22 protein-coding genes and 3 tRNA genes are annotated in these 21,770 nt (G+C 69.4%); 13 read left to right on the top strand and 12 right to left on the bottom strand.

The annotated features are described in order from the left end of the window. The first annotated feature begins 24 nt into the window (after positions 1-24). Entirely contained in the window at positions 25-987 is a 963-nt protein-coding gene (locus AC5L38_RS14695; protein ID WP_495243341.1) for a quinone oxidoreductase family protein, read from the top strand. A 65-nt stretch (positions 988-1,052) separates the two neighbouring features. Here AC5L38_RS14695 and AC5L38_RS14690 read toward each other — a convergent pair whose 3' ends face one another. From AC5L38_RS14690 to AC5L38_RS14680, 3 genes are read right to left on the bottom strand one after another with little or no spacing between them, the layout of a single operon-like run. After that, positions 1,053-2,168, bottom strand: a complete 1,116-nt coding sequence (locus tag AC5L38_RS14690; protein ID WP_495243340.1) for a PucR family transcriptional regulator — start codon at positions 2,166-2,168, stop codon at positions 1,053-1,055. Next, a complete protein-coding gene (locus AC5L38_RS14685) occupies positions 2,168-2,971 on the bottom strand; it encodes an ABC transporter permease subunit (protein WP_495243339.1) in 804 nt (267 codons plus the stop codon). Before AC5L38_RS14685 ends, AC5L38_RS14690 begins: the two co-directional genes overlap by 1 nt. Continuing rightward, positions 2,940-3,869, bottom strand: a complete 930-nt coding sequence (locus AC5L38_RS14680; protein ID WP_495243338.1) for an ABC transporter ATP-binding protein — start codon at positions 3,867-3,869, stop codon at positions 2,940-2,942. Before AC5L38_RS14680 ends, AC5L38_RS14685 begins: the two co-directional genes overlap by 32 nt. A 128-nt stretch (positions 3,870-3,997) precedes the next feature. On the opposite strand from AC5L38_RS14680, the gene AC5L38_RS14675 reads away from it, so the two are divergent. Together AC5L38_RS14675 and AC5L38_RS14670 are read left to right on the top strand one after the other, a co-directional pair. Next, positions 3,998-4,831: a patatin-like phospholipase family protein gene (locus AC5L38_RS14675; RefSeq protein ID WP_495243337.1), complete on the top strand. Its 834-nt coding sequence runs from the start codon at positions 3,998-4,000 to the stop codon at positions 4,829-4,831. 158 nt (positions 4,832-4,989) lie between these two features. Next, positions 4,990-6,024 carry a 1-acyl-sn-glycerol-3-phosphate acyltransferase gene (locus AC5L38_RS14670; protein WP_495243336.1) on the top strand — a complete coding sequence of 345 codons (1,035 nt, stop codon included), beginning with the start codon at positions 4,990-4,992 and terminating at the stop codon, positions 6,022-6,024. A gap of 15 nt (positions 6,025-6,039) precedes the next feature. Here AC5L38_RS14670 and AC5L38_RS14665 read toward each other — a convergent pair whose 3' ends face one another. The 4 genes from AC5L38_RS14665 to AC5L38_RS14650 all read right to left on the bottom strand — a co-directional run bounded on the left by AC5L38_RS14665 (position 6,040) and on the right by AC5L38_RS14650 (position 9,877). Beyond that, complete coding sequence (locus AC5L38_RS14665) at positions 6,040-6,258, bottom strand: SHOCT domain-containing protein (protein WP_495243335.1); 219 nt, start codon at positions 6,256-6,258, stop codon at positions 6,040-6,042. Positions 6,259-6,418: 160 nt separating this feature from the next. After that, positions 6,419-7,942 carry a cobyric acid synthase gene (locus tag AC5L38_RS14660; protein WP_495243334.1) on the bottom strand — a complete coding sequence of 508 codons (1,524 nt, stop codon included), beginning with the start codon at positions 7,940-7,942 and terminating at the stop codon, positions 6,419-6,421. 179 nt (positions 7,943-8,121) lie between these two features. Further along, positions 8,122-9,087: a cobalamin biosynthesis protein gene (locus tag AC5L38_RS14655; RefSeq protein WP_495243333.1), complete on the bottom strand. Its 966-nt coding sequence runs from the start codon at positions 9,085-9,087 to the stop codon at positions 8,122-8,124. Continuing rightward, positions 9,071-9,877 (bottom strand): phosphotransferase, encoded by an 807-nt coding sequence (locus AC5L38_RS14650; RefSeq protein WP_495243332.1) that lies wholly within the window; start codon positions 9,875-9,877, stop codon positions 9,071-9,073. The genes AC5L38_RS14655 and AC5L38_RS14650 overlap by 17 nt, the downstream gene beginning before the upstream one ends. 326 nt (positions 9,878-10,203) lie before the next feature. On the opposite strand from AC5L38_RS14650, the gene AC5L38_RS14645 reads away from it, so the two are divergent. Beyond that, positions 10,204-10,277: transfer RNA gene (locus tag AC5L38_RS14645), tRNA-Arg, on the top strand. Between the two features lie 638 nt (positions 10,278-10,915). Here the strand turns inward: AC5L38_RS14645 and AC5L38_RS14640 are convergent. Next, positions 10,916-11,266 (bottom strand): hypothetical protein, encoded by a 351-nt coding sequence (locus AC5L38_RS14640; protein WP_495243331.1) that lies wholly within the window; start codon positions 11,264-11,266, stop codon positions 10,916-10,918. A 238-nt stretch (positions 11,267-11,504) separates the two neighbouring features. Here AC5L38_RS14640 and AC5L38_RS14635 point away from each other — a divergent pair, with 238 nt between their 5' ends. From AC5L38_RS14635 to AC5L38_RS14625, 3 genes are read left to right on the top strand one after another with little or no spacing between them, the layout of a single operon-like run. Further along, positions 11,505-12,839, top strand: a complete 1,335-nt coding sequence (locus tag AC5L38_RS14635) for a helix-turn-helix domain-containing protein (RefSeq protein WP_495243330.1) — start codon at positions 11,505-11,507, stop codon at positions 12,837-12,839. Next, positions 12,836-13,549: a creatininase family protein gene (locus AC5L38_RS14630; RefSeq protein WP_495243329.1), complete on the top strand. Its 714-nt coding sequence runs from the start codon at positions 12,836-12,838 to the stop codon at positions 13,547-13,549. The genes AC5L38_RS14635 and AC5L38_RS14630 overlap by 4 nt, the downstream gene beginning before the upstream one ends. Beyond that, the gene (locus tag AC5L38_RS14625) at positions 13,546-13,848 is read left to right on the top strand and encodes a DUF6193 family natural product biosynthesis protein (protein ID WP_495243328.1); all 303 of its coding nucleotides are present in this window, start codon (positions 13,546-13,548) and stop codon (positions 13,846-13,848) included. The genes AC5L38_RS14630 and AC5L38_RS14625 overlap by 4 nt, the downstream gene beginning before the upstream one ends. 41 nt (positions 13,849-13,889) lie before the next feature. On the opposite strand, the gene AC5L38_RS14620 is transcribed toward AC5L38_RS14625, so the two are convergent. From AC5L38_RS14620 to AC5L38_RS14610, 3 genes are all read right to left on the bottom strand, one after another. Beyond that, positions 13,890-14,198 carry a DUF7677 family protein gene (locus AC5L38_RS14620; protein ID WP_495243327.1) on the bottom strand — a complete coding sequence of 103 codons (309 nt, stop codon included), beginning with the start codon at positions 14,196-14,198 and terminating at the stop codon, positions 13,890-13,892. A gap of 998 nt (positions 14,199-15,196) precedes the next feature. Further along, positions 15,197-15,541: a hypothetical protein gene (locus AC5L38_RS14615; protein WP_495243326.1), complete on the bottom strand. Its 345-nt coding sequence runs from the start codon at positions 15,539-15,541 to the stop codon at positions 15,197-15,199. Between the two features lie 481 nt (positions 15,542-16,022). Next, positions 16,023-16,970, bottom strand: coding sequence for an ADP-ribosylglycohydrolase family protein (locus tag AC5L38_RS14610; RefSeq protein WP_495243325.1), 948 nt, complete (start codon positions 16,968-16,970; stop codon positions 16,023-16,025). A 155-nt stretch (positions 16,971-17,125) separates the two neighbouring features. On the opposite strand from AC5L38_RS14610, the gene AC5L38_RS14605 reads away from it, so the two are divergent. The 4 genes from AC5L38_RS14605 (at position 17,126) to AC5L38_RS14590 (ending at position 19,365) form a co-directional block, all read left to right on the top strand. Continuing rightward, positions 17,126-17,206 (top strand) — tRNA-Tyr (locus AC5L38_RS14605). A gap of 1 nt (position 17,207) precedes the next feature. Then, a tRNA-Met gene (locus AC5L38_RS14600) sits at positions 17,208-17,281 on the top strand. A 351-nt stretch (positions 17,282-17,632) separates the two neighbouring features. After that, positions 17,633-18,154 (top strand): SigE family RNA polymerase sigma factor, encoded by a 522-nt coding sequence (locus AC5L38_RS14595; protein ID WP_495243324.1) that lies wholly within the window; start codon positions 17,633-17,635, stop codon positions 18,152-18,154. Continuing rightward, positions 18,151-19,365, top strand: a complete 1,215-nt coding sequence (locus AC5L38_RS14590; RefSeq protein WP_495243323.1) for a hypothetical protein — start codon at positions 18,151-18,153, stop codon at positions 19,363-19,365. Before AC5L38_RS14595 ends, AC5L38_RS14590 begins: the two co-directional genes overlap by 4 nt. A 51-nt stretch (positions 19,366-19,416) precedes the next feature. Here AC5L38_RS14590 and AC5L38_RS14585 read toward each other — a convergent pair whose 3' ends face one another. Next, positions 19,417-20,298, bottom strand: a complete 882-nt coding sequence (locus AC5L38_RS14585; protein WP_495243322.1) for a DUF3626 domain-containing protein — start codon at positions 20,296-20,298, stop codon at positions 19,417-19,419. A gap of 364 nt (positions 20,299-20,662) precedes the next feature. Between AC5L38_RS14585 and AC5L38_RS14580 the strand changes: the two genes are divergently transcribed. Together AC5L38_RS14580 and AC5L38_RS14575 are read left to right on the top strand one after the other, a co-directional pair. After that, complete coding sequence (locus AC5L38_RS14580; RefSeq protein WP_495243321.1) at positions 20,663-21,034, top strand: hypothetical protein; 372 nt, start codon at positions 20,663-20,665, stop codon at positions 21,032-21,034. 118 nt (positions 21,035-21,152) lie between these two features. Next, positions 21,153-21,767: a carboxymuconolactone decarboxylase family protein gene (locus AC5L38_RS14575; RefSeq protein WP_495243320.1), complete on the top strand. Its 615-nt coding sequence runs from the start codon at positions 21,153-21,155 to the stop codon at positions 21,765-21,767. Positions 21,768-21,770: the final 3 nt, after the last annotated feature.

The following is a 21,770-nucleotide window of genomic DNA, read 5'->3' as shown; positions in this document are numbered from 1 at the left end:
GACCGACCGAAGGAGTTCAGCACGATGCGCGCCATAGTCATCTCCGCCACCGGCGGGCCCGAGGTGCTCGCCCACACCGACGATCACCCGGATCCCACGGTGAACCCCGGCGAGGTCCTCGTCGACGTCGCCGCCTCCGGGGTCAACTTCATCGACATCTACCACCGGATCGGCCGCTACCCGCTCTCCCTGCCCTTCGTCCCCGGCGAGGAGGGCGCGGGCACCGTCGCCGCGGTCGGCGAGGACGTCCGTGACGTCGCCGTCGGCGACACCGTGGCCTGGTCGAGCGTGCCGGGCAGCTACGCCTCGAAAGTCGCGGTTCCCGCCTCCAAGCTGCTCGCCGTTCCCGAGGGGGTCACCGCCGAGGTCGCGGCGGCCGTCACCCTCCAGGGGCTGACCGCGCACTACCTGACGCACTCCACGTACGAGGTGAAGGAGGGGGACGACGTCCTGGTGCACGCCGCCGCCGGCGGCATGGGCCTGCTGCTCACCCAGATCGCCAAGCTGCGCGGCGCACGGGTGATCGGCACGGTCTCCACCGAGGAGAAGGAGATCCTGGCCCGCCAGGCGGGCGCCGACGAGGTGTTCCGCTACAAGGGCTTCGCCGACGCGGTCCGCGACCTGACCGGCTCCGGCGTGCACGTCGTCTACGACGGCGTGGGCGCGGCCACCTTCGACGAGAGCGTCGCCTCGCTGCGGCCGCGCGGCATGCTGGCGTTGTACGGCCAGGCCAGCGGCCCGGTCCCGCCGCTCGACCCGCAGATTCTCGCCAGGAACGGCTCCCTCTTCCTGACCCGCCCGACGCTGGGTTCCTACATCGCCACCCGGGACGAGCTCACCTGGCGCGCCTCCGACCTCTACGGCTGGGTGGCCGCGGGGCAGTTGCGGGTGCACATCTCCGAGCGCTACCCGCTCGCCGAGGCCGCCCGCGCGCACGAGGACCTCGAAGCGCGCCGTACGACCGGCAAGGTGCTCCTGATCCCGTAACGGCGCGAGGGATCGCCCCGATCTGCGCGGGCCTGTCAGTACGACGAGTGGGAGTCCCGGGCCGGTCAGCGCAGCGGGTGGGCGGGCCAGTCCAGGAGGCGGGCGCCCAGGACCGCCGTCTCCAGGGTGAAACGCTGGGTGGAGTCGTCCGGCGAGAACCCGGTGAGGCGGCGGATCCGCTCCAGCCGGTAGGTCACCGCCCGGGTGCTGACGCCGAGCCTGCGCGCGGCGGCGGTCTGGTTGCCCTGGGAGGCGAAGACGGCCTCCAGCGTGGCGAGCAGCGGCTCGGGACCGCCCCGCGCCTCCAGCAGCGGGCTGAGCACGCTCGTCACCAGGTCCTCGATGGCCGCGCGGTCCCGCAGCAGCACCGGGAACACCAGCAGGTCCGCGGCCTTGAGCACGGGTGCCCGCAGTCCCAGCCGGTCACCGAGCTCGATGGCGTTGGCGCCCTCCCGGTAGGAGGTGACCACCCCGCCGGGGCCCCGGTGCGCCCGGCCGAGCCCGACCCGCCAGCCGGGCGCGAACGCCTGGCGCACGTGGTGGGTGAACTCGCCGTTCGCGACGGTGAGGCTGCCCGGCGCGACGCACACGAGCATCCCGTCGCGGACCGCGACCAGCACGTTGTGCGAGCCGAACCGGGAGACCAGCGCGTCCTCGATCCGCCGGGCCGTCCCCTCGGCCTCCCCCGCGAGCCCGCCGCCCCTCTCGGACCCGCCGTCCCCCGGAGCCTTGCCCGGGGCGGCCGCGGAGCCCCCGGAGACCTCAACGGCTCCGGCGGCTCCCGCGGCTCCGGCGGGGCGTGCGACGGCGACCACGTACGTCTCGGCCAGGCGGAGCCCGAAGTGCTCGGCCCGCTCGGCGAGCCTGTCGGCCCGCCCCTGGAGCAGGTCGTCGACGAACTCCCTGCGCGCCGCCTCCTCCTGGCGCAGCGCCGACCGCTGGGCGTTCTCGTACCCCTCCATCAGGGCAGAGACCGTACGCCGCAGGGCCGGGAGCGGGGTGGGGTGCACCGACTCGGCCACGGCCAGCGCGGCCTCGACCAGGGCCCGAACGGACGCGCCCCGCTCGGCGGCCAGCGCACCGGCGGCGCGGCAGTCGTCGAGCTCGGCCCGGCCGGGCGGCCTGCCGGTGGCGACCGCCTCCCGTAACACCCGGAGATGGCCGCCGAGCAGCTCGTCCATCAGACTCCCACGTCACGCCTGTCGAAGGCCGGCATCGCGACCAGGAGCAGCGCGACGGTCGCCCCGGCCAGCACGAGATAGTCCCACGCCGGGAATCCCAGCTGGATCGGCCGTCCGTCGAGGTAGTAGTGGAACGGCGAGATCCAGCGCAGCCAGGACACCCCGTCCACGTTCTTGCCCATGGTCTCGACCACGTACCCGGCCACGGCGACGACCCCGACCACCGCCAGGGCGACCCCCCGGCGTCCCGTCGCGGCGCCGACCGTCAGGCAGAGCGTGCCGAAGAAGAGACCGAGCAGGAAGACGCCGACGTGACCGGCGAGGATCCTGTCCGCGGGGACGCCCATGTCGACGGCCGTCACCAGGCCCAGCACGACGAGGAAGGTGACCGCGGCCACGCCGAGCAGCGCGAGGGCCAGGGCGGCGAAGCGCTCCAGGACCAGCCGCCTGCGGTCGATCGGGAGGGTGAGGACCAGCTCCAGCGTGCCCGACTCCTCGGGCCTGGCGATCGCCCGGTTGCCGATCACCGCGGCGCACGCGATGAACAGCAGCGGCCCGAACAGCTGGTAGACCAGCGCCTGCAGGAAGCCGGAGCCGCTGGTGAAGCCGCCCTCCAGGCCGCCCATGAGGTCGCGCATGGCCCCGGGGAACTTGGTCAGCGCCGCGTTCCCGTAAACCTCGGGGTTGCTCTTGATGGTCGGGTAGTAGGCGAGGTACAGCGTGAAGAACGCGCTGATCCCGACGGTCCAGCCGAGCAGCGGCCTGCGGTAGTCACGCAGGCTCTTCGACACCAGCGTGGGCATCGCGCGCCTCCCCTTCTTCGGTCTGGCTGTAGTAGGTCAGGAAGATCTCTTCCAGGTCGGGCTGGGCGCTGACCATGTGCACCACGGTGAACCTCGCCGCCGCCTTGATCAGCGCGTCCGGGCGGCCGTCGATGGTGCAGCGCAGCCCGGCCCCCTCCACCCGCAGGTCCCGCACCCCGGGCAGGTTCTCGAACGCCTCGCGGGGCACCGGGGCGTCGAAGTGGAACTCCACCCGGCGCACCGCCTTCTCCCTGAGCGCGGAGACGTCCTCCACCGCGACCAGCCTGCCGCCGCGCACGATGCCGACCCGGTCGGAGACGTCCTCGACCTCGGCCAGCACGTGGGAGGACATCAGCACGGTACGGCCCGAGGCGCGGACCTCCCGGATCATCGCCAGGAACTCCTGCTGCACCAGCGGGTCCAGGCCGCTGGTCGGCTCGTCGAGGATCAGGAACTCCGGCTCGTGCATGAACGCCTGGATGAGCCCGACCTTCTGCCTGTTGCCCTTGGAGAGCTTGCCCATGGGCACCGAGAGGTCGGCCTCCAGCCGTTCGGCCAGCCCGTCGATCCGCCCCTTGGGCACCCCGTCGCGCACCGCGCCGAGGAAGGCGAGGAACTCCCCGGCCTTCTCCCTGCCCTCCAGGGCCAGCTCCCCCGGCAGGTAGCCGATCCGGCTCCGCACGCTCGCGTCGCGGGGGTCCCTGCCGAGGACCGTCATCCGTCCCCTGGTGGGGCGGATGACGTCCAGGAGCAGCCTGATCGTCGTCGTCTTTCCCGCGCCGTTCGGGCCGAGATACCCGAACACCTCCCCTGGCCGGATCTCCAGGTCGAGATCCTCAAGTCCCCGGCGCCCGCCGTAGAACTTGGTGAGCCCCTCGGTCTCCACCACCGCTGTCATGCATCAGATCGTGCCCTCTCCCCGCCGCCGGGGGCATTACCGGACCCGGACAGCTGGCCGCCCCTTCGTTGCGCGGATCCGGAACCGCCCGGCCGTGTCGTGTCCCGCCGCGGGGCTAGGGTGAGCCCATGAGCCTGGACACTGCCTTCGTACTCGGTGGCGGGGGCGTCCTCGGCGCCCACGAGGTGGGTATGCTGCGGGCGCTCGACGAGGCGGGGATCAAGCCCGACGTGATCATCGGCACGTCCGTGGGCGCGCTGAACGGCGTCGTGCTCGCCGCCGCCCCCGGTGACGCGGTCGAGCGCCTGACCACGCTGTGGGCCTCGGACATCGTCCGTACGGCGTTCGCCGGCTCCTGGGTGACCCGGCTGTCCACCCTCGCCAAGAGCGGCACCCACCTGCACTCCTCCGAGCCGCTGCGCGACCTGCTGGCCAGGACGCTGCCCGTCTCGCGCATCGAGGACCTCTCCGTGCCGTTCCAGTGCGTGGCCGCCTCCGTCGAGCGCGCCGCGGCGCACTGGTTCACCGAGGGCCCCCTCGTCGACGCGGTCCTCGCCTCCTGCGCCGTCCCCGGGCTGCTGCCGCCGGTCCGCGTCGGCGACGGTCACTACCTCGACGGCGGGCTGGTGCACAGCATCCCGGTCGGCCGGGCCGTCGCGCTCGGCGCCCGGCGGGTCTACGTGCTGCACGTGGGCAGGATCGAGCGCCCCCTGGTGGTGCCCCGGCGCCCGTGGGAGGTCGGCATGACCGCCTTCGAGATCGCCAGGCGGCACCGCTTCACCGAGGAGATGGCCACCCTGCCGGACGACATCGAGGTGCACGTCATGCCGGCCGGGGCCGAATCCCGTCCAGGAATAGATCTTTCTCAGCTGCGTTATCGGGATTTATCGCATATATCTGAATACATTGACCGCGCATACCGGGCCTCCTCCGACTACCTGGCCCGGCGATCGTCCCCCTGAGCCGCCCTCACACGCACCGATGTGACGCGAACCGCGTCGTACGCCCACATCGGGGTACCCCATATGAGGGGATATTTCCGGCACATCACCCACCTGAGTCACACCGGCCCCCCGGTACGCGCACCACAACCGCACATCCACACAGGCAGGAGCCGCTCGTGCTGCCTCCTCGCATCATCCGCCGCCTGGTCCTGGCCCCGCTCGTCATCGTGCTCACCGTCGGCGCGGTGCTCACGCTGCCGATCTGGCTGCTGGTGGTGACCGCGGCCTCGCTGCGGCTGCCGCCCCCGCAGCGGCGCGGCACCCGGCTGGTCTGGTTCGCGCTGGCGTGGCTGACGCTGGAGTCGATGGCGCTGTGCGCCTGCCTGTGGCTGTGGGTGACGAACGGCCTGGGCGGCCGGCTCAACCGTGACGAGTACCAGGAGCGGCACTACGAGCTGATCCAGTGGTTCCTGTCCAAGATCTACGAGGCCGCGGTGCGGATCTTCCGCCTGAGCGTCGCGATCGACGAGCCGCCGCCGACCTCCGACGAGATCTCCCGGCGCCTCACCCGCCCCGTCATCGTCCTGTCGCGCCACGCGGGCCCCGGCGACTCGTTCCTGCTCGTCCACCATCTTCTCGCCCGGTACGGCAGGCGCCCGAGGATCGTGATGAAGGCGGCCCTGCAGTTCGACCCCTCGCTGGACGTGGTGATCAACCGTCTCCCCAACGCCTTCGTCCCCCACAAGGTCGCCGAGAGCGGCGTCCTCAACGAGATCCGCCGCCTGTCCTCCGACATGGACGCCGACGACGCCCTGGTGATCTTCCCGGAGGGCGGCAACTTCACCCCCAAGCGCCGCTGGCGGGCCATCCTGCGGCTGGAGCAGAAGGGCCTGCCGGAGGAGGCCGCGCGGGCCCGCAAGCTGGAGCACCTGATGGCCCCCCGCCCCAACGGGGCCATCGCCGCCATCGAGGCCTGCCCCCAGGCCGACGTGGTCTTCGTCGCCCACACCGGCCTCGACGACCTGGTCACCCTCGGGGACATCTGGACCCGGCTCCCGCTCAGCGCCCAGATCAAGGCCAAGTGGTGGCGGGTCCAGGCCGCCGACGTGCCGCGCGACCGCGAGGAGCAGATCCGCTGGCTCTTCGACCAGTGGGAGGAGATCGACGCCTGGATCTCCGCGAACCAGCCGGCCCCCGCCCCGGCGGCGTGATCGCGCCCCGCGGGGCTACCAGTCCTGGGAGAGGCCCGACATGCGGCGGAGGTATTCGTCCTCGTCGATCTCACCGGCCGCGTAGCGGCGCTTGAGGATCTCACGGGGATTGTCGGCGACGGCCGCGCGAGCCTCGGACGCCCGTGTCGCGGACGCGCGGACGAGCATGATCACACCGAGTACCACCACCGCGACCACCGCGATGACGAAGAGCAGGATCAGGATGCGGGACATGGTCGGCCTCCCATACCTCCCCATCGGATCTGGTGGGGGAACACCGAGTTTACCCGGCGAGAGGAAACTTCCTTTTTCGCTGATCCTCACGGGAAGGCGAGAGACCACTCCCCTCGTCTGAAGGGGAACATCGGGCTCGACGCCGAGAAGGAGTACCGGTTCAGCCGGCCGTGGGAGCACCGGCCGAGAAGTCCGGAGCCTCGCGTGAGGACCCGCCGGGCGGCAGCACCGGCAGCCCCCGCGGAGCCCCGCCCTCCAGCAGCCGGAGCAGGGCGTCCGTGTCGACGTTCCGCTCGATCAGGTCGCCGAGCGCGTCCAGCCTCTCCTCCCTCAGGGCGGCGAACGACGTGTCCGGCGCCGGGGTGAAGTCACGGCCGGAGACGGCGGCCACCTCGGAGAGGAAGGCCCGGCGGAAACCGTCGTTCTCCAGGGCACCGTGCCAGGTGGTACCCCACACCGAACCGTCGCGGCAGCCGTCCAGGAAGGGCTCGCCGCCGTCGGCCGTCACCACGCCGTGGTGGATCTCGTACGCGGCGACCGGCCGGCCGTACGCGGTGCCGGCCGGACGGCCCAGCGTCTTGTCCGCGGCGAACTCCACCGACGCGGGCAGCAGCCCCAGCCCCTCGACCAGGCCCGCGCCCGACTCGACGTCGTCGCGGATGGTCCTGGCGAGCATCTGGTAGCCGCCGCAGATGCCCAGCACCGCCCGTCCCGGCAGGGCCGCGGCCAGGCCGGTGGCGCGGAGCCACGCCAGGTCGGAGACCGTGGCCCGGGAACCGGGCAGCACCACCAGGTCGGCGTCGTCCAGCTCCCCGGGGGAGGTCACGAAGCGGACCGTCACCCCGGGCTCCGAGGCCAGCGCGTCCACGTCGGTGAAGTTGGAGATCCGCGGCAGCCGCACCACGGCCACCCGCAGGGTCTGCCTGCCGTACGGGGCGCGCGCTCCGATCGCGGGCCGGTTGTCCAGGGCCAGGGAGTCCTCGACGTCCAGCCAGAGGCCGTCCAGCCAGGGCAGCACCCCGTACACCTCGCGGCCGGTCAACTCCCTGATCATGTCCAGCCCCGGTTCGAGGATCTCGGGCGCCCCCCGGAACTTGTTGACCACGAACCCGGCGATCAGCGCCTGGTCGGCGGGCTCCAGCAGCGCCACCGTCCCGTACAGCGCGGCGAACACCCCGCCCCTGTCGATGTCGCCGACCACGACGACCGGCAGGTTCGCGGCGCGGGCCAGGCCCATGTTCGCGATGTCCCCCCTGCGCAGGTTGATCTCCGCCGGACTGCCCGCCCCCTCGCAGACCACCACGTCGTACGCGCCCCGCAGCCGCTCCAGCGCGTCCACGGCGACCTGGCGGAGCCGCTCCTTGACGTCCCAGTACTCCATCGCGTCGACCTCGGCCATCGGCCTGCCCATCACCACGACCTGGCTGCGCCGGTCACTGCCCGGCTTGAGCAGGATCGGGTTCATGTCCGCGCTGGGCTCCAGCCCGCACGCGGCGGCCTGCATCGCCTGGGCCCGGCCGATCTCGGCGCCGTCGGCGGTGACGAAGGAGTTCAGCGACATGTTCTGCGCCTTGTAGGGCGCGACCTTCACCCCCTGCCGGGCCAGCCAGCGGCAGATCCCGGCGGTGACGACGCTCTTGCCCGCGTCGGAGGTCGTCCCCGCGACCAGGAGTGCCCCCTTCACGCCTTCCCCCCGGCCGGAGGAGCGGCGAACCCGGCACCGACAAGAATTACAGGCATCTCTCCGGAGGAATCAACCATCATGCCGACCAGCATGCCGCCCCGGCGTCCACACCGCCCACCCGGGCTCCCCGGCTCCCCGGCTCCCGGCGAAGCCCCCCGCCGGTTTCCCCTTTCCCCGACCTACCGGCGCCGCAGGACGGCCAGGACCGCCAGGGCCGCGGCCCCGAGGCCCACCGCCCGCGCCAGCCGTACCGACCTGCGGATGTCCGCGACCGAGGGCGCGGGCCCGTCGCCCATCTCCGGCCGGTGCTCCACGCGGGTGCCGTACACGTTGACCCCTCCCAGCGTGAGGTCCAGCGCCCCCGCGAAGGCGGCCTCGCAGCGGCCCGCGTTGGGGCTGGGGTGGCGGTGGCCGTCCCTGCGCAGCACCGCCGCCGCCCGCCTCGGCGAACCTCCCACCAGGGGGGCGCCGAGCGCGGCGAGCAGGCCGGTGATCCGGGCGGGCACGAAGTTGGCGACGTCGTCGAGGCGGGCCGCGGCCCACCCGAAGCGCTCGTAGCGCGCGTTCCGGTGGCCGACCATCGCGTCCAGCGTGTTGACGGCCCGGTACGCGAGCAGGCCGGGCACCCCGGCCACCGCCCCCCAGAACAGCGGCGCCACCACCGCGTCCGAGGTGTTCTCCGCGATCGACTCGACGGTGGCCCTGGCGAGCCCGGACTCCGCCAGCCCGGACGGGTCGCGCCCGCACAGGTGCGAAAGCCTCCCCCGCGCCCCCGCGAGATCGCCGTCCTCCAGGAACCCGGCCATCGCCGCGCCCTCGCGGCCCAGCGTCGTACCACCGACGACCGCCCACGTCGCCGCCGCGCTCAGCGCGGCCCGTACCACCGGATTGCGCGACCGGGTCGCGAGGTGACCGAGCAGCGCCACCGGGACGACGCACAAGGCCACGTGCAGGACGCCCCGGGCCCGGCCGTCCCCGTACACCCGCCTCTCCACCCCGGCGGCGGCGGTGCCGAACAGCGCGACCGGGTGCCCGCGCCGGGGGTCGGCGAGCACGGCGTCGATCGCGACCCCGGCGAGCATCCCCACCCCCTCGGCCACCCCCGGCCGCCTCTTGGTCTTCGACTGCCTAAACGAGATGCTCATGGAGCTCATCCTGGTGGGTCTCCAGCCACACACAGGCCCGCCGGATGCGCTCCCCCGCCCCACCGGCCCACATCCGGGCCCATCCGCCACCCTCGCCCTGCGCCTCTGCCTTGATCCGCATCGCGTGGTAGGAGCGGTCGAAGCGGAGCCGGGCGAGATCCAGCAGGCGACGGCGGTCGCGAGGCGCCAGGCCGTACGCGTCGCAGAACAACCGGAGCCGGGGGCCGACGTCGAGGCGGCGCTGGAGCGGTTCCAGATCGACGGGATCGGCGATCGGCGCCCAGTGGCGCAGCGTGGTCACCACGTCGAACAGCCGGGTCGTCGGCCGGGCCATGTCGAAGTCGATCAGCGCGGCGGGAAGCCCGTCGCGGAAGATCACATTGTCGAGGTTGACGTCGCAGTGCCCGATCAGCTCGGGGGCCGCGTCGTCGTTGGACCCGGCCTCCCAGGCAGCCCCCCGAGGCGGGACGAACCCCTCCGCCGCGTCGTGGAATCCGCGCAACAGCCGCGCCAGCGCGCCCAGCGACTCCCCGGTGAGCGCGTACGAGGGCAGCGGCCTGGCCGCGGACTCCCCCTCGACGTAGCTCAGAACCTCCCTGCCCCGCTCGTCCGCCCCCAGCGACCGGGGAGCACCCTCGAACCCGGAGCGCTCCAGGTGACGCAGGAGCGCGTGCACCGACCCCGTGGAAGCCCTGCTGGGCCGCCGGACGGTGTCTCCGACCCGCACCACCCCGTCGGTGACATCACCGCCCAGAAGGGGAATCTCCTCTTGGACCGTGGTGACGAACATGGCATACGAGCCTAGACCGCCCCGCTCGTGCGGGAGAACAATTCGGATAGAGCCCCACTCGACAGGCCCCCCCGGAAGCCCTCCCCGCCGTTCCACACCCCTGGCCTCTCCCCCGCCACGCCCGGCGGAAGAACGACCAGGTCAGCCACCCGGAAGCCTCCTCCAGCGTTCCAGCTTCCCCCCTCCGAACGGCCCTCGCCCACCCGAACCGGAGCGGGTGAGCGATCACTCTCCCCGGAGAGCGGGAGATCCACAGAGTGATCCTCACGACACCGGCCCAAAACCGATACGTGGGCACTCCCTGGATCATGCACAATTGAGCGGGAGCACCCTTAGCTCAGCTGGATAGAGCATCGGACTTCTAATCCGACGGTCGCAGGTTCGAATCCTGCAGGGTGCGCTGCCAAGACCAGGTCATCCACGCGCTGACCTGGTCTTTTGCTTGTCCGAGGTCCGACCCCCTCATGCAGCCGCAGGCGGCCGAAAGCAGCCGTATGCCAACCGTCGCGGAACATACGCGGAATGGCCGAGGCCCCGTTTCCCCAGGTGGGGCCGAGGGCTCCGGAGTCCCGAGGGGTCCCGGGGGGCCTTTCACAGAGCATGATCCGTCTCACGTGACAAGCGCAGCCAAGATTCTTTGGCTGGCCACCTCGCGCTGACCGTCGATGCACTTGGCGTGGACCCTGAGCATCCCGTCCCCTCCCGTGACGCGACGACACGACCAACCGAGGCCCGCCGTGCCGCCGCGTCCGCCTACCGGGCCTCCCCGGAGAGCAACGCCCTCCATATATCGCCGGGCCTGCCGGATCGGCCACCGATAGGTCTCATGTACTTCCGGGCTGCCTTCCAACTGGAGCGTGCGCCGGATGAAGCCCTGCCCTCCGGCCTGGCACAGCTCGTACAGCGTGGCCCGGCACCGGCAGGTCCAGGTGATCACCCGCAGGCGTGCCGTCCCCCGGTCAGGACTCAGCCAGACCAGTCGCGTATGACCAGGCTGCGGCGTGGACACATGCGGACTCAGGCAGCCCGTCAGCTCGATCATTGCGGAGCACACCCGTTCGGGCCGGGAACCGGAACCGGCCCCCGCTCGCGAAGCTCGACGCAACGATCGGCGACTCGACGCGCGGCCGTCACCGGATCACCCGCAGGACAGAAGGCATAGCGCCGAAGGCGAGCCCGTCCCGTCTCCTGTCCGGCCCACCAGCGAAACACCTGGCCATCGGTCCATACGACCAGCCCGAACCAGACCGACACCAGCGCCAGGCCGTACCCGTCGTGAACATCCGAGGCGATGTTCAAAGCGGCCAGCTCATCGCGCAGCCGCCGCGCCGCCCGTACCGGGGTAATCGCCTTCTGCCGGCCGATGGCCGGAATCTCATCTCCGCTCATCACGTCGCCGCCAGCGGAACTCGACAGTGACAAGAGGTCGGTGGATTCACCACGACCGTGGCGGGACCCATGACCCTCATGGTCGGCTCACTCATGGATCAAGGGTCGCCACCTCGCCTTACGCGCCCCATCCCGAGCCGCGATACTCCGGCTGGATAACCGATATCCCTTGACGGGATAACCCTCGGTGACAAGCGTTGGATATCCGGAAGCCGAGCCGCGAAAGGGGGAGGCGCATATGCCTGCAGATGCGACTGAACTCGTCGTTATCCCGCCAGAGCTATGGCAGCGCCCGGAAACACTGGCAGCTCTCCGCGACCGCGATATCGGGCACCTCTTCCGGCTGATCCGTCAGTACACCGGTTTCAGCCAGACCCGCATCGGCATCGCGACGAATCTCAGCCAAGGCAAGATCAGCGAGATCATGAAGGGAGCCGTTCAGGTCACCTCATTCGAGGTGATCGAGCGCATCGCCGACGGCCTGGACATGCCCGACCCCGCCCGGCTGACTCTCGGACTGGCACCACAACGGCTCCCCGCAGCCAGCCCACAACCTCGGCACATACCAACCTCACCACCGTCCGATCAGTCAGCGTCGAGGACGAACTTGTCGACTCGATACCTCGCCGGCCTGACCAGTGCGTCCAGCCGCTCCATCATCTCCGGACTCCGGCACGTCCTCACCGGCCACATCCAGGCCGAGGCCATCATGGGGCCACTCCTCTTGATCAGCGCGGTTCAGGACCAGGTGCCCGTAGTCGGGCAGCTCTGTCAGGTGACCCGAGGAGCCGACCGCGCCGAAGCTTTGAACTTCGCCAGCGAACTGCTGGAATTCTGCGGCTGGCTCCACCAGGACCTGGGGGACTTCATCCGCGCCACGATGTGGACCAACAAGGCCCTGGACTATGCCATGGAGATGGGCGACCCACGCGTCATCTCCTACATCCTCATGCGCAAAAGCGCCATCGCCACCGAGTCCGGCGACTACGGCCACGGCCTTGGACTGGCGAACACGGCCCTGGCCAACTCCGATGCCCTCACACCTCGACTCAGGGCGGTCATCCTCAGAACCCGCGCGACAGCGAACGCCCACCTCGGAGAGGCAGCAGACTCTGCCCGCGATTCGGAGACGGCCCTCGTCGAAGCCACTGCGGGGACGGCGCAAAGCGAGAGCGACCGTGCCCCGTACTGCACTCCTGCCTACATCGCCATGGAAACCGGCGCGATCCGCGTCCTACTGGGCCAGGCCACCGCGGCCATCCCGATATTCGAGGCCAGCCGCTCCCAATGGCCCGAATCCAGCCAGGCGCGCGACCACGTCCTGTTCCTGACCCGTATGGCCACCGCCTACGCCATCGCGGGTGAACGAGAGCACGCCTGCGCAGTGACCGAAGACGCCCTCTCTCGTATGCAAGCCCTTCGATCCAGCCGCGTCACCGCCCAGCTCACAGCATTACGCGCTCACATGGCCCAATGGGTTGCAGACTCCTCCGTGGCAGACTTGCTCACCAGGCTCGACATCCTCTCGGAGTCCTTCTCCCTGCCAGCACCCCAGCCACAAGGAGACCGGTGACCACCCTGCTGCCCACCGCGACCACCACCGATGAACGAGACCGCAACGCCCAGGTCGCGATTCTCCCTGTCGGCAGCTTCGAACAGCACGGTGACCATTTGCCCCTCAGCACCGACACCATCGTGGCCACCCTGATCGCCCGCCAGATCGCCGACGCTCACCCCGTCCTGCTGCTCCCGCCCGTGACGATCTCCTGCTCGCACGAGCACAGCGCCTGGCCGGGAACCGTCAGCATCTCCGCGCGGACCCTGCACGCGATCGTCACCGACGTCTACGCCTCCGTCACCCGCTCCGGACCCACCGCCCTGGTCGTCGTCAACGGCCACGGCGGCAACTACGTCCTGAGCAACGTCGTCCAAGAGGCCAACGTCGAAGACCGCCGCATGGCCTTGTTCCCCTCCCGCGAGGACTGGAACGAAGCCCGAAGCGCTGCCCGGCTCACCAGCTCCACACACGAGGACATGCACGCCGGAGAACTGGAGACCTCTCTCCTGCTGCATGCCTGCCCCGAGGTGATCCGCCCTGGCTACCAGTCCGCCGACTGGATCGCCGACGACCGCCGCCATCTCCTGACCAAGGGCATGCAGGCATACACAGACAACGGAATCATCGGTCGGCCATCCCTGGCCACCGCCGAAAAAGGCAAAGCCCTCCTCGACAGCCTCACTGACGGCTTCAGCGACGTGTTCAACCTTTTCACGAAACCGTGAGCTGGACGAGACAGCCCGAATATCGCGTGCTGGTCGAAGCTGCCTACGCAGATCCTAGGCTACGGCAGTTGTTTCCGTACGTGAGCCACTGGTTACTGCGATTCTCGACGACCACGGGGTCACCGTTCTCACCCGACGTGGTGTGTCTGCAAGTCGGCAGAGGCGGCTACGTCGTCAAGGCGTCTTCATATAGACCGGTGCTGGGGGAAACCGCCAGCCCGGAGGAGGCGGTAGCGCTGGCTGCCAGGCACTTGCCGGTCGGCATTGGGCCCGCCGTGGCCGGAGCGTATGGAAAGTAGCGCGCGCGCCGTTCCACGGCAAAGCTATGGACAGCCGATGTTCAAGGGCCGATGAGTTCGGTCTCCCATGGTTGGAACGGCGGGTCGACCTCGTAAGACGGGTCACAGTGGTGGCGGATCCACTGGGCTGCCCGCCTCTGAGCGTTCCCCTCGTTGGTGACCATGCCGTTCTCATCTACCTCAAGCACATTGGTGAAGATCGTGAACACCATCTCCAACGGCGAACCGAACTCCATCAGGGCTGGCCGGTAGTCGATGTCCTCCAACAGCTCCATGTCGATGGTGCCGTTGGCCAGGTAGAACGCAAAGAGGCGCAGGCTGGCGCGGACATCCTCAGAAAGTCGAGGCATACTTCATTATCTGGTGTGATGACCATGACTTTGGTGGTGACTACCGCGGGATATACGCGAGATGATCTTCGGAGACTGATCTCCATAATGGACTGCTCGTCCTGCTGAGAGGCCCCTCCGCTGCTCGGAACCCAGCCCTCTTGAAAACTGTTAGAGCAGCATGCAGCTTACGGTCACCCCTCCCGGGTGAGGGAGGATCACTACCTCTCGGCGAGGGTCACCCGTATTCGTCCACGTCCAGCTCGGCACCGGTGGAGGCCAGGAAGGCCAGCACCCGGCGATCTAGCGGACGGGGTGCTTGGGACGACACCGAGGGTGAGGTGCTCAAGTCCGCAGGCTTCGAGGTTGAGGATTGTCTCGTCGAAGCTGAGGGTCGGTATGTTCTTGCGGCGAGTGTGGCGTGCGCGCCGCCGGTAAATACTGATCAACTCAAGTGTCGGAACGAGGCCCGGCCAGATCGTGAAGTGCGCTCCGGCCATGAGTGATCGGCGGCACGCATGGCCGGCCTCTCCCGTTCCGGCGACGAGACCGGCGAGCGCGTCTCTGTTCACAGAGGCAGCGTACGCACAGCGCTCAGCCTCACACGAGGGCTGTGCGTGAGAGTCACCCGAATCCGCCTGGCCGGGTGACCACGAACCGAGTCGGACAGATCAAACGGGCGGAGTCCTGGCGACCGGCGCAGCACATGGCTGCCAATGATCATGCCGGTCGTTCGGGAGCCCAGTGCCAGGCCTTGATGGGGTCCGTTTCGCTTTCGGGCGATGCAGATGGACACGGTGTCCAGGGCGGACGTCATGACCGATAATCACCGGCGTCCGGAAGATCGGCATTCAGGCGAGACGCTCAAACTCCGGGGACGGGACGGATACAAATTCGTGATCAGGGGTGCTCCGATGGAACCGGCCTCTGATGAGAGGATCAAGCGTGGAGGGCGACGAACCCTCTTGGTACCGGAACGCCGATTACTCCAACCCCGTGGCTGTATCCGGGCAGCGCCTTCAAGCGAACGGGCGCAAGCGAAGATCGCGTAATTGGGAGACCGGGTGGATTGGGGAAACATTCCGCACGACCCGAAGGGGTGCGCCGACGAGGTCGACACGGCCTTCAATCGAGGTGATCCTCTGGTCGGGGTGGCCGTGATCGGATTGTCCCTGTGTCATGACGACGCCGAGGTCATCGCTGCCCGGGCTCGCAAAGCCATCGCCTCCGACAAACGGCAGCTTCGCTGCCAGGGGTTGACCGCCGTGTCGCACATGGTCCGCCGTACCGGTGAGATCGATGACGTGACGCTGGAAATCCTCCGGCCGCTTCTGCGCGACCTGGACCTTGTGGTTCGCGAACATGCGGACAGCATCGTCGCCGACGTATGGATCTTCGTCCCGCATTCCCGTCTACCAGGTTGGTTGAGCAGGCGGCAGAGGCTGCAGAGTATCAAATGGTGGTTCGTGATGAGGTGGCCTGACATCGGCCGGTACTTTCGCCGCCCTTGAAAGGAAGTCGCCTGCCGTTAATCTCGCACAAGGCGCTTTTCAAGATCCGGAACATGTGCGGATTGACCTCCCTGCCAAATGAAGATCACTTGATTTACCGGCAGGTCAGCGTATCGCCAAGCCGAGAAGCAGCGTTCCACTTCTAATCCGACGGTCGCAGATTCGAATCATCCTGCAGGGTGCGCGATCAAGGCCGGCGAGAACCCTTGCCCGGTCTGCGGCAACACGGGCACACGAGCACACGAGGGTTCTTCATGCCAACCATCCACGGCCGGCACCGGGTGTTTGCGACTGATCCTTAACCAATACCTTTCCGTGGGGCCAGAACCGATCATCACTCCCCGGCACTCCAGCCCTGCCTCTGAAAACTGTTCGAAGCGTCCGGCTCGTGGCCGAGGGGCAGGGCGCCTGCCCAGGCCGGTAGCGGCTCGCATCGCCTCCTCCATTCCGAAGGCAGGCGAACGTTCCCCGAAGCCGCGACGATGCCGCCGACGATGGCGCAGGTGGTGTCGATGTCACCACCTGCCGTCGCGGTGGTCCACATGGCCGCTTCGAAGTCCCGGCGTTCACGGGCGGCGACCCAGAGGGTGAAGGGCACCGTGTCGTGCGCGCTGACCTGCCGCCCGTTGCCCAGCGCTTTGGCGGCGAGGACAGGATCACTGATGGTGAGGAGTAGACGGGCCTCGGAGATGCCGTCGCGGACCATGCTCGCGGGCACACGCTCTGTGATCCTGTCCAGGAAACGCCCTGACGGGAGAGCGGGCTCCGTGGCGACCGTCGCGGCGGCCACGGCTACGGCTATCGCGCCGGCCACCGCCTCAGGGTGGGTGTGGGTGACTCGCGCCGACAGGGTGGCCTGGTGGACGACGTGCGCGAGATCGTCGGCGAACCAGGCACCGAGCGGTGCCACCCGCATCGCGGCGCCGTTGCCCCACGAGCCCTTGCCGTCGAACAGCTCGGCCGAGAGCGTCCGCCAGTCACCGCCTTCGCGGACGAGGCGGAGCATCCGGTTGGTGGCCGGGCCGTACCCGCGGTCGAAGTCATGACGGGTGGCGAAACCGGCGGCGAGCCGATTCTGGTCGATGACACCGTGATCGGCCAGGACACGATAGACGGAACACGCCATCTCGGTGTCGTCGGTCCACTGCCACGGTTCGGGCGGAAGCAGGTGGCCGGACAGAGCCTGGCGGTTGGCCGGGACGAAGAACTGGGAACCGAAGGCGTCGCCCAGGGCGAGGCCGTGAAGAGACGCGGTGGCACGCGCAAGAGGATCGGAAGACATCTCCTTCATTGTGGGGTACGCCGCACGCTCACCGTCATGACGGGAGAAGCGGCCCCGTCCCATATGCCCGATGTTCGCTGTGAAGCGCGTCCCCTCCCGGTGCGCGAAAACGAGGTGAGATCGCCGGGGCTCGCTCGGTAGTCTCACCTCAACGCGCAGGAGCTGAGCACGTGGTGAGCTCACCCGGTTGTAACCCGGACGCTTCGGCTGTGGCGGTTCGACTCCGTCCTCCTGCACGCCTGCATAGCTCAGTCGGTGAGAGCGCCGCACTCATAATGCGGAGGTCCCAGGTTCGAATCCCGGTGCAGGTACACCTCGGTGTCGATCATCCGGGTTGTGGTCCTGGCACCCGGGCCTGGCACCTCAGCAGGTCAGGACGGGTGTCACGGGGTAGGGCGCCGCCCGTCGACACACATGGGCCGTAGCCCCTGGGCGTCCACCCCGCGATCGGCCCTCCCTGCGACTTCCTGCGCGACTCACGGGCCGTTGTCAGCCCATCTCCTGTACGTCACGCGCCGGGAGGCCGCATTGATCGCCCCCGGTGGACATGGCCGTTGCCGGGCGGCGGTGTCGGACCGTGCCGAGGGGCCCGAAGTTCTGGCCGGGTGGGACCGAACCTTTCGACCTGTCACCGGAGTCAGTAACGGTTGAGAGGAGTCCCCTTGGACCGCAATGACAGCTTCCGCAGGTTCGTCGCGGGCCATCAGCAGGCGCTGATGCGCACCGCCTACCTGCTCACGGGAGACGCCCACCAGGCCGAGGACCTGCTGCAGAGCGTCCTGCTCAAGGTGCTCGGGCGCTGGTCCAGGCTGTCGCGCGTCGAGCGCCCCGAGGCGTACGCGCGTAAGGCGCTGCTGAACCAGTACATCTCGTGGCGGCGGCACCGGTTCAGGAGCGAGCTCCCGACCGCCGACCCGCCTGACCGGCCGTACTCGGGCGAGGACTCCACCATCGTGCGGCTCGTCATGCGCCAGGCTCTCATGCGGCTGCCGCCCCGGCAGCGGGCGGTGATCGTGCTGCGCTACTACGAGGACAGGACCGAACGTGAGACGGCCGAGCTGCTGAACTGCTCGATCGGGACGGTGAAGAGCCAGGCCCACTACGCGCTGGCCCGCTTACGCGAACTCGCGCCAGGACTGGCGCCGAAGCTCGCCGACATGGAGACCGAGGAGGCCTACCGATGACCTGGCTACGGAACGTGCTCGCCGACATGGCCGACGACTCCCCACAGGTGGACCTGGCCGAACGCACGATCGCGGCGCACGACCGCAGGCGGCGTACCGTGATCTCGCTCCTCGCGGCGGCCACGGTCGTGGCCGTCGCCCTCGGCACGACGGCCGGCATCCGGCTGCTGCCGGACGAGCCGCCGCCGGACAGGCCGCAGGAGGTCGCCTCCGGAGGCGACCTGCCGGCGCGCGGGGTGGGGCCGCTGAGCCACGCGTACAAGACCTTCTGCGAGCCGGCCAGCGGGAAGGCGCCGTCGGACTGCCGGGACGGAGGCTGGCGGGTGGTCACCCGGAGCGGCAGGACCTACCACGTGACGGAGGCGTTGCCCAGCCTCGCCCCCGGCCGCACCGGCCTGCGCGACAGCCCGCTGGCGATCAGCCGGGACGGCCGGAAGATCGCCTACTACAGCGCCGCGGAAGGCACCTTCCAGGTCCACGACCTGGCCTCGGGCCAGAAGACGACGGCCGCGAGCAAGGTGCCGAAGGGCCGGCTGGGAAGCATTTCGCGTTTGATGCTGTCGGACGACGGGCGCTTCGTGGCCTTCAGCAAGGCCCCGGAGTTCAAGGATCCCGCGCTGCTCATCGACATGCGCGACGGGGTCGTCCGCGAGTTGCCGAACCGTTGGGTCCCCATCGGGCTGTCACGGGACGGCGCCACCATCACGCTCGCGGAGTACTCGCCCAGATCACAACTGCGGACGATCTCGAACCTGTGGCCGGCCTCTTCGAAGGGCGACTCCACGTCGGTCATCCTGCCGGTGCACTACTCCTTCAGCCCGCTCGCCCCCGACGGGAAGACCGTCGCGGTGATCGAGAACCTCAGTACCCGCGAGAAGCCGTGCCGTCGGGGCGGCGACCTCGCCCTGATGGACACGCTCACCGGCAAGAAGCGGAGGACGACCGTCATCAGCGGGCTACCCGCCGGTGTCTCCCACATCTTGCTGCGCACCTGGCTCGGCGCCGAGGAGGTCACGGCCCTGACCACGTCCCTGCGGTGCAGGCCGTTGTCCCAGGTGCCGGCCGACGAGCCCGCTGTGATCGACCCGCCGTACCGGACGTTCACCGCCTACGCGGTGAACGTCCGGACCGGCAGGGCCCGGAAGCTCGCCACGTACAGGGCGCAGGGTTTCTTCGGTATAACCCTGCCCGGCCCGCCGGGGGCGATGTGACCTCGGCTCTCACGTCTTGCTCAGTCGTCCACCTGCCATACTCGGCGCACTTCACACGCTGCCGATGCTGTGGCGGGCCTCCGCCCGGCTCGCGTCGGCCGGCGAGCCGAAACGCGCCAGACAGTGCCAGACCTTTTTGAGTGCCTGCGAGGCGTGGCGGCCCGTACGGGCCGCGTCCCCGATGATCCGCGGATCGAGGTGACCGTCCACGGCGATCTCGGCACCGAGATCGACGTGTTCCTGTCCGCGGTAGTCGGGGTGGCGTCGCAGCCGGTCGACGGCGAGCCGGAATCCGGCGTGCCATTCGACGGGGCACGGAAGCCGGTGGGCCGCGGCCTGCACGGCTGTTCCGCGATGACTCGGATCCAGGACCAGGGCCTCCACGTCACGGTCGAGCCTGACCGATCCGTGCACCTGGGCCTCGATGTAGTCGTCCAGGGCGTCCGGATCATCGGCGTCGGCCAGTTCGATGAGTGCCATGCGGGACACGACACCGAAGGCCGACGGTTCGAAGACGCTGTCCGGATAACAGAACGTGGCCCGTGAAAGGGCTTCCGCGGTCAGCCTGAAGTGCGCGGACCCGAACCGCGGCGCCGCGCCGACGGGCTTGCCGCGGAAGTTCAGCGCGCCGTAGACGGGGCGATCGTGAGCCGGTGCGCGGTCGTACGCACCGCCGAAGATGCGGCTCTCCCAGCGCCACCGGTCCCCGCCCGGATAGGCGGTCAGACCGCCGTTGCTCGTGCCCGTGACGAACTGCGAGTGGTAGAGGCCGTCGTCCGCGAGCCCGAGCAGGATCAGCCGACCGCCCGCTAGCCGGTCCGGGTGGAAGTTCAGGGTCACCCGCGTCCGGGGGTCGAGTGGCCCGCCTGACGACAGGGCCGCGACATGGCGGAGAGCTCGCTCCTGCGGTGATCCTGACGTGTCGGCGCTCATCCGTTGCGTACCTCCGCACCGGTTTCCAGGACGTGGTCGCGCTCTGCGGGGCTCGCCCAGGCCCGTGATGCGATCGTACTGTCGGTCCTCCTTCTTCGGGGGTCTAAGCGGCGCATGGCGGTCGAACAGGATGGCGAAGATCTCGGGCTCGTCCAGCGACCTCTCGATTGGTGTCGCGTCATCGACCTCGATGACTTCGCGGGGGATCGTCGCCGTCGGCGATATGACACTGGTCACTATCCCCTAAATCAACACAAAACGGACTCTGGAGTCCGGTACGGTCTGTCACTAACCGGACCAGCGAGTCCGTTTCCATGCCGAGCCGCCGCGCGGGCACTGTCACCACGCAGAAGGAGTTTCGAGGATGAACCATTCGCGTATCAGCGAGGCCCTCCGGGAGCTGGTCTTCGAGCCCAGGCTTGAGCTGGACGAGGCTCTCGACAAGTACTACGCCCCCGGCTACACCCACCGCAGTGACGGGACGTCGCTCGACCGCGCCGGGTTCGCCGAGATGGTGGCGGGCACCCGGAGCCAGATCGTCAGCGGCACGGTGACCGTGCTCGACGAGCTCCGGGACGGTTCCACCTACGCCGAGAGGCACGTCTTCGAGATCACCCTGGTGGACGGCTCCACTCGACGGCGGGAGATCTCCGTCTTCGGCTCCTTCGCCGAGGACGGCCGCTTTCAGGAACTCAGCGAGACGGGGTTCTCCGTCGGCCCGGACGAAACCCGCTGATCGGCCCGACGCGACCCGCCGGCCGATCCGCCGCGACCCGCCCGACCGGCCCGACGCGACGCACCCCGCCCCGCCCCGCCCCGCCCCGCCGACAGACCTGACGAGAGTGGAGAAGAACATGCCCCGTCTCACCGATCCCGACCCGAAGAGCATCCCGGACGACGTCCGCGAGTTCCTCGCCTTCCTGCCACCGGACCCGCTGGTCAAGATGCTGACCCACTCGGCCGGTACCGTGAAGCCGTTCATCCGGCTCGCGCAGGCGCAGTTCAGCTCGCTGGAGCTTCCGGCCCGCTCGCGGGAGCTCGTGATCCTGACCGTGGCCGAGTACGCCGAGTGCGAGTTCGTCGCGGCCCAGCACCAGCCGATGGCGGACGCGGCCGGCGTCGATGAGCGCACCCGGGAGCTCATTCGCGGCAGGGAGCTCGACAGTCCCGAACTGTCGGCCTTCGACCGGACCCTCATCCGCTTCACCGCCGAGGTGGTGCGACGGCCCGACGTGCCCGACGAGCTTTTCGACCGGGTACGGCGATTCCTCACCGAGCGCGAGATCGTGGAGGTTCTCCAGGTCGCGGGCTACTACTGGTCGTTCAGCAGGGTCTGCACCGTGCTCGACGTCGAGATCACCGAGGTGTACGGCGCCGGCGAACCGGTACTGGCCGACGGTCCCGGCACCCCCCGGCCCGGTTCGGCCGATGTCCCGGACGAGCAGCGCGACGGCGCCGGGGCACACTGATCC

It is taken from the genome of Streptosporangium nanhuense, from assembly GCF_059358815.1.
The sequence above is the reverse complement of the archived record's forward strand: the minus strand, read 5'-3'. Positions and strand labels throughout refer to the sequence as shown.

Excerpts from the sequence above, each read along its gene's own strand:
- AC5L38_RS14655 (WP_495243333.1), bottom strand. The coding sequence starts at position 9,087 with ATGAGCATCTCGTTTAGGCAGTCGAAGACCAAGAGGCGGCCGGGGGTG.
- AC5L38_RS14650 (WP_495243332.1), bottom strand. The coding sequence starts at position 9,877 with ATGTTCGTCACCACGGTCCAAGAGGAGATTCCCCTTCTGGGCGGTGAT.
- AC5L38_RS14680 (WP_495243338.1), bottom strand. The coding sequence starts at position 3,869 with ATGACAGCGGTGGTGGAGACCGAGGGGCTCACCAAGTTCTACGGCGGG.
- AC5L38_RS14575 (WP_495243320.1), top strand. The coding sequence starts at position 21,153 with ATGCCCCGTCTCACCGATCCCGACCCGAAGAGCATCCCGGACGACGTC.
- AC5L38_RS14640 (WP_495243331.1), bottom strand. The coding sequence starts at position 11,266 with ATGAGCGGAGATGAGATTCCGGCCATCGGCCGGCAGAAGGCGATTACC.
- AC5L38_RS14610 (WP_495243325.1), bottom strand. The coding sequence starts at position 16,970 with ATGTCTTCCGATCCTCTTGCGCGTGCCACCGCGTCTCTTCACGGCCTC.
- AC5L38_RS14620 (WP_495243327.1), bottom strand. The coding sequence starts at position 14,198 with ATGCCTCGACTTTCTGAGGATGTCCGCGCCAGCCTGCGCCTCTTTGCG.
- AC5L38_RS14665 (WP_495243335.1), bottom strand. The coding sequence starts at position 6,258 with ATGTCCCGCATCCTGATCCTGCTCTTCGTCATCGCGGTGGTCGCGGTG.
- AC5L38_RS14590 (WP_495243323.1), top strand. The coding sequence starts at position 18,151 with ATGACCTGGCTACGGAACGTGCTCGCCGACATGGCCGACGACTCCCCA.
- AC5L38_RS14585 (WP_495243322.1), bottom strand. The coding sequence starts at position 20,298 with ATGAGCGCCGACACGTCAGGATCACCGCAGGAGCGAGCTCTCCGCCAT.
- AC5L38_RS14685 (WP_495243339.1), bottom strand. The coding sequence starts at position 2,971 with ATGCCCACGCTGGTGTCGAAGAGCCTGCGTGACTACCGCAGGCCGCTG.
- AC5L38_RS14675 (WP_495243337.1), top strand. The coding sequence starts at position 3,998 with ATGAGCCTGGACACTGCCTTCGTACTCGGTGGCGGGGGCGTCCTCGGC.
- AC5L38_RS14580 (WP_495243321.1), top strand. The coding sequence starts at position 20,663 with ATGAACCATTCGCGTATCAGCGAGGCCCTCCGGGAGCTGGTCTTCGAG.
- AC5L38_RS14695 (WP_495243341.1), top strand. The coding sequence starts at position 25 with ATGCGCGCCATAGTCATCTCCGCCACCGGCGGGCCCGAGGTGCTCGCC.
- AC5L38_RS14690 (WP_495243340.1), bottom strand. The coding sequence starts at position 2,168 with ATGGACGAGCTGCTCGGCGGCCATCTCCGGGTGTTACGGGAGGCGGTC.
- AC5L38_RS14635 (WP_495243330.1), top strand. The coding sequence starts at position 11,505 with ATGCCTGCAGATGCGACTGAACTCGTCGTTATCCCGCCAGAGCTATGG.
- AC5L38_RS14615 (WP_495243326.1), bottom strand. The coding sequence starts at position 15,541 with ATGTTCGCGAACCACAAGGTCCAGGTCGCGCAGAAGCGGCCGGAGGAT.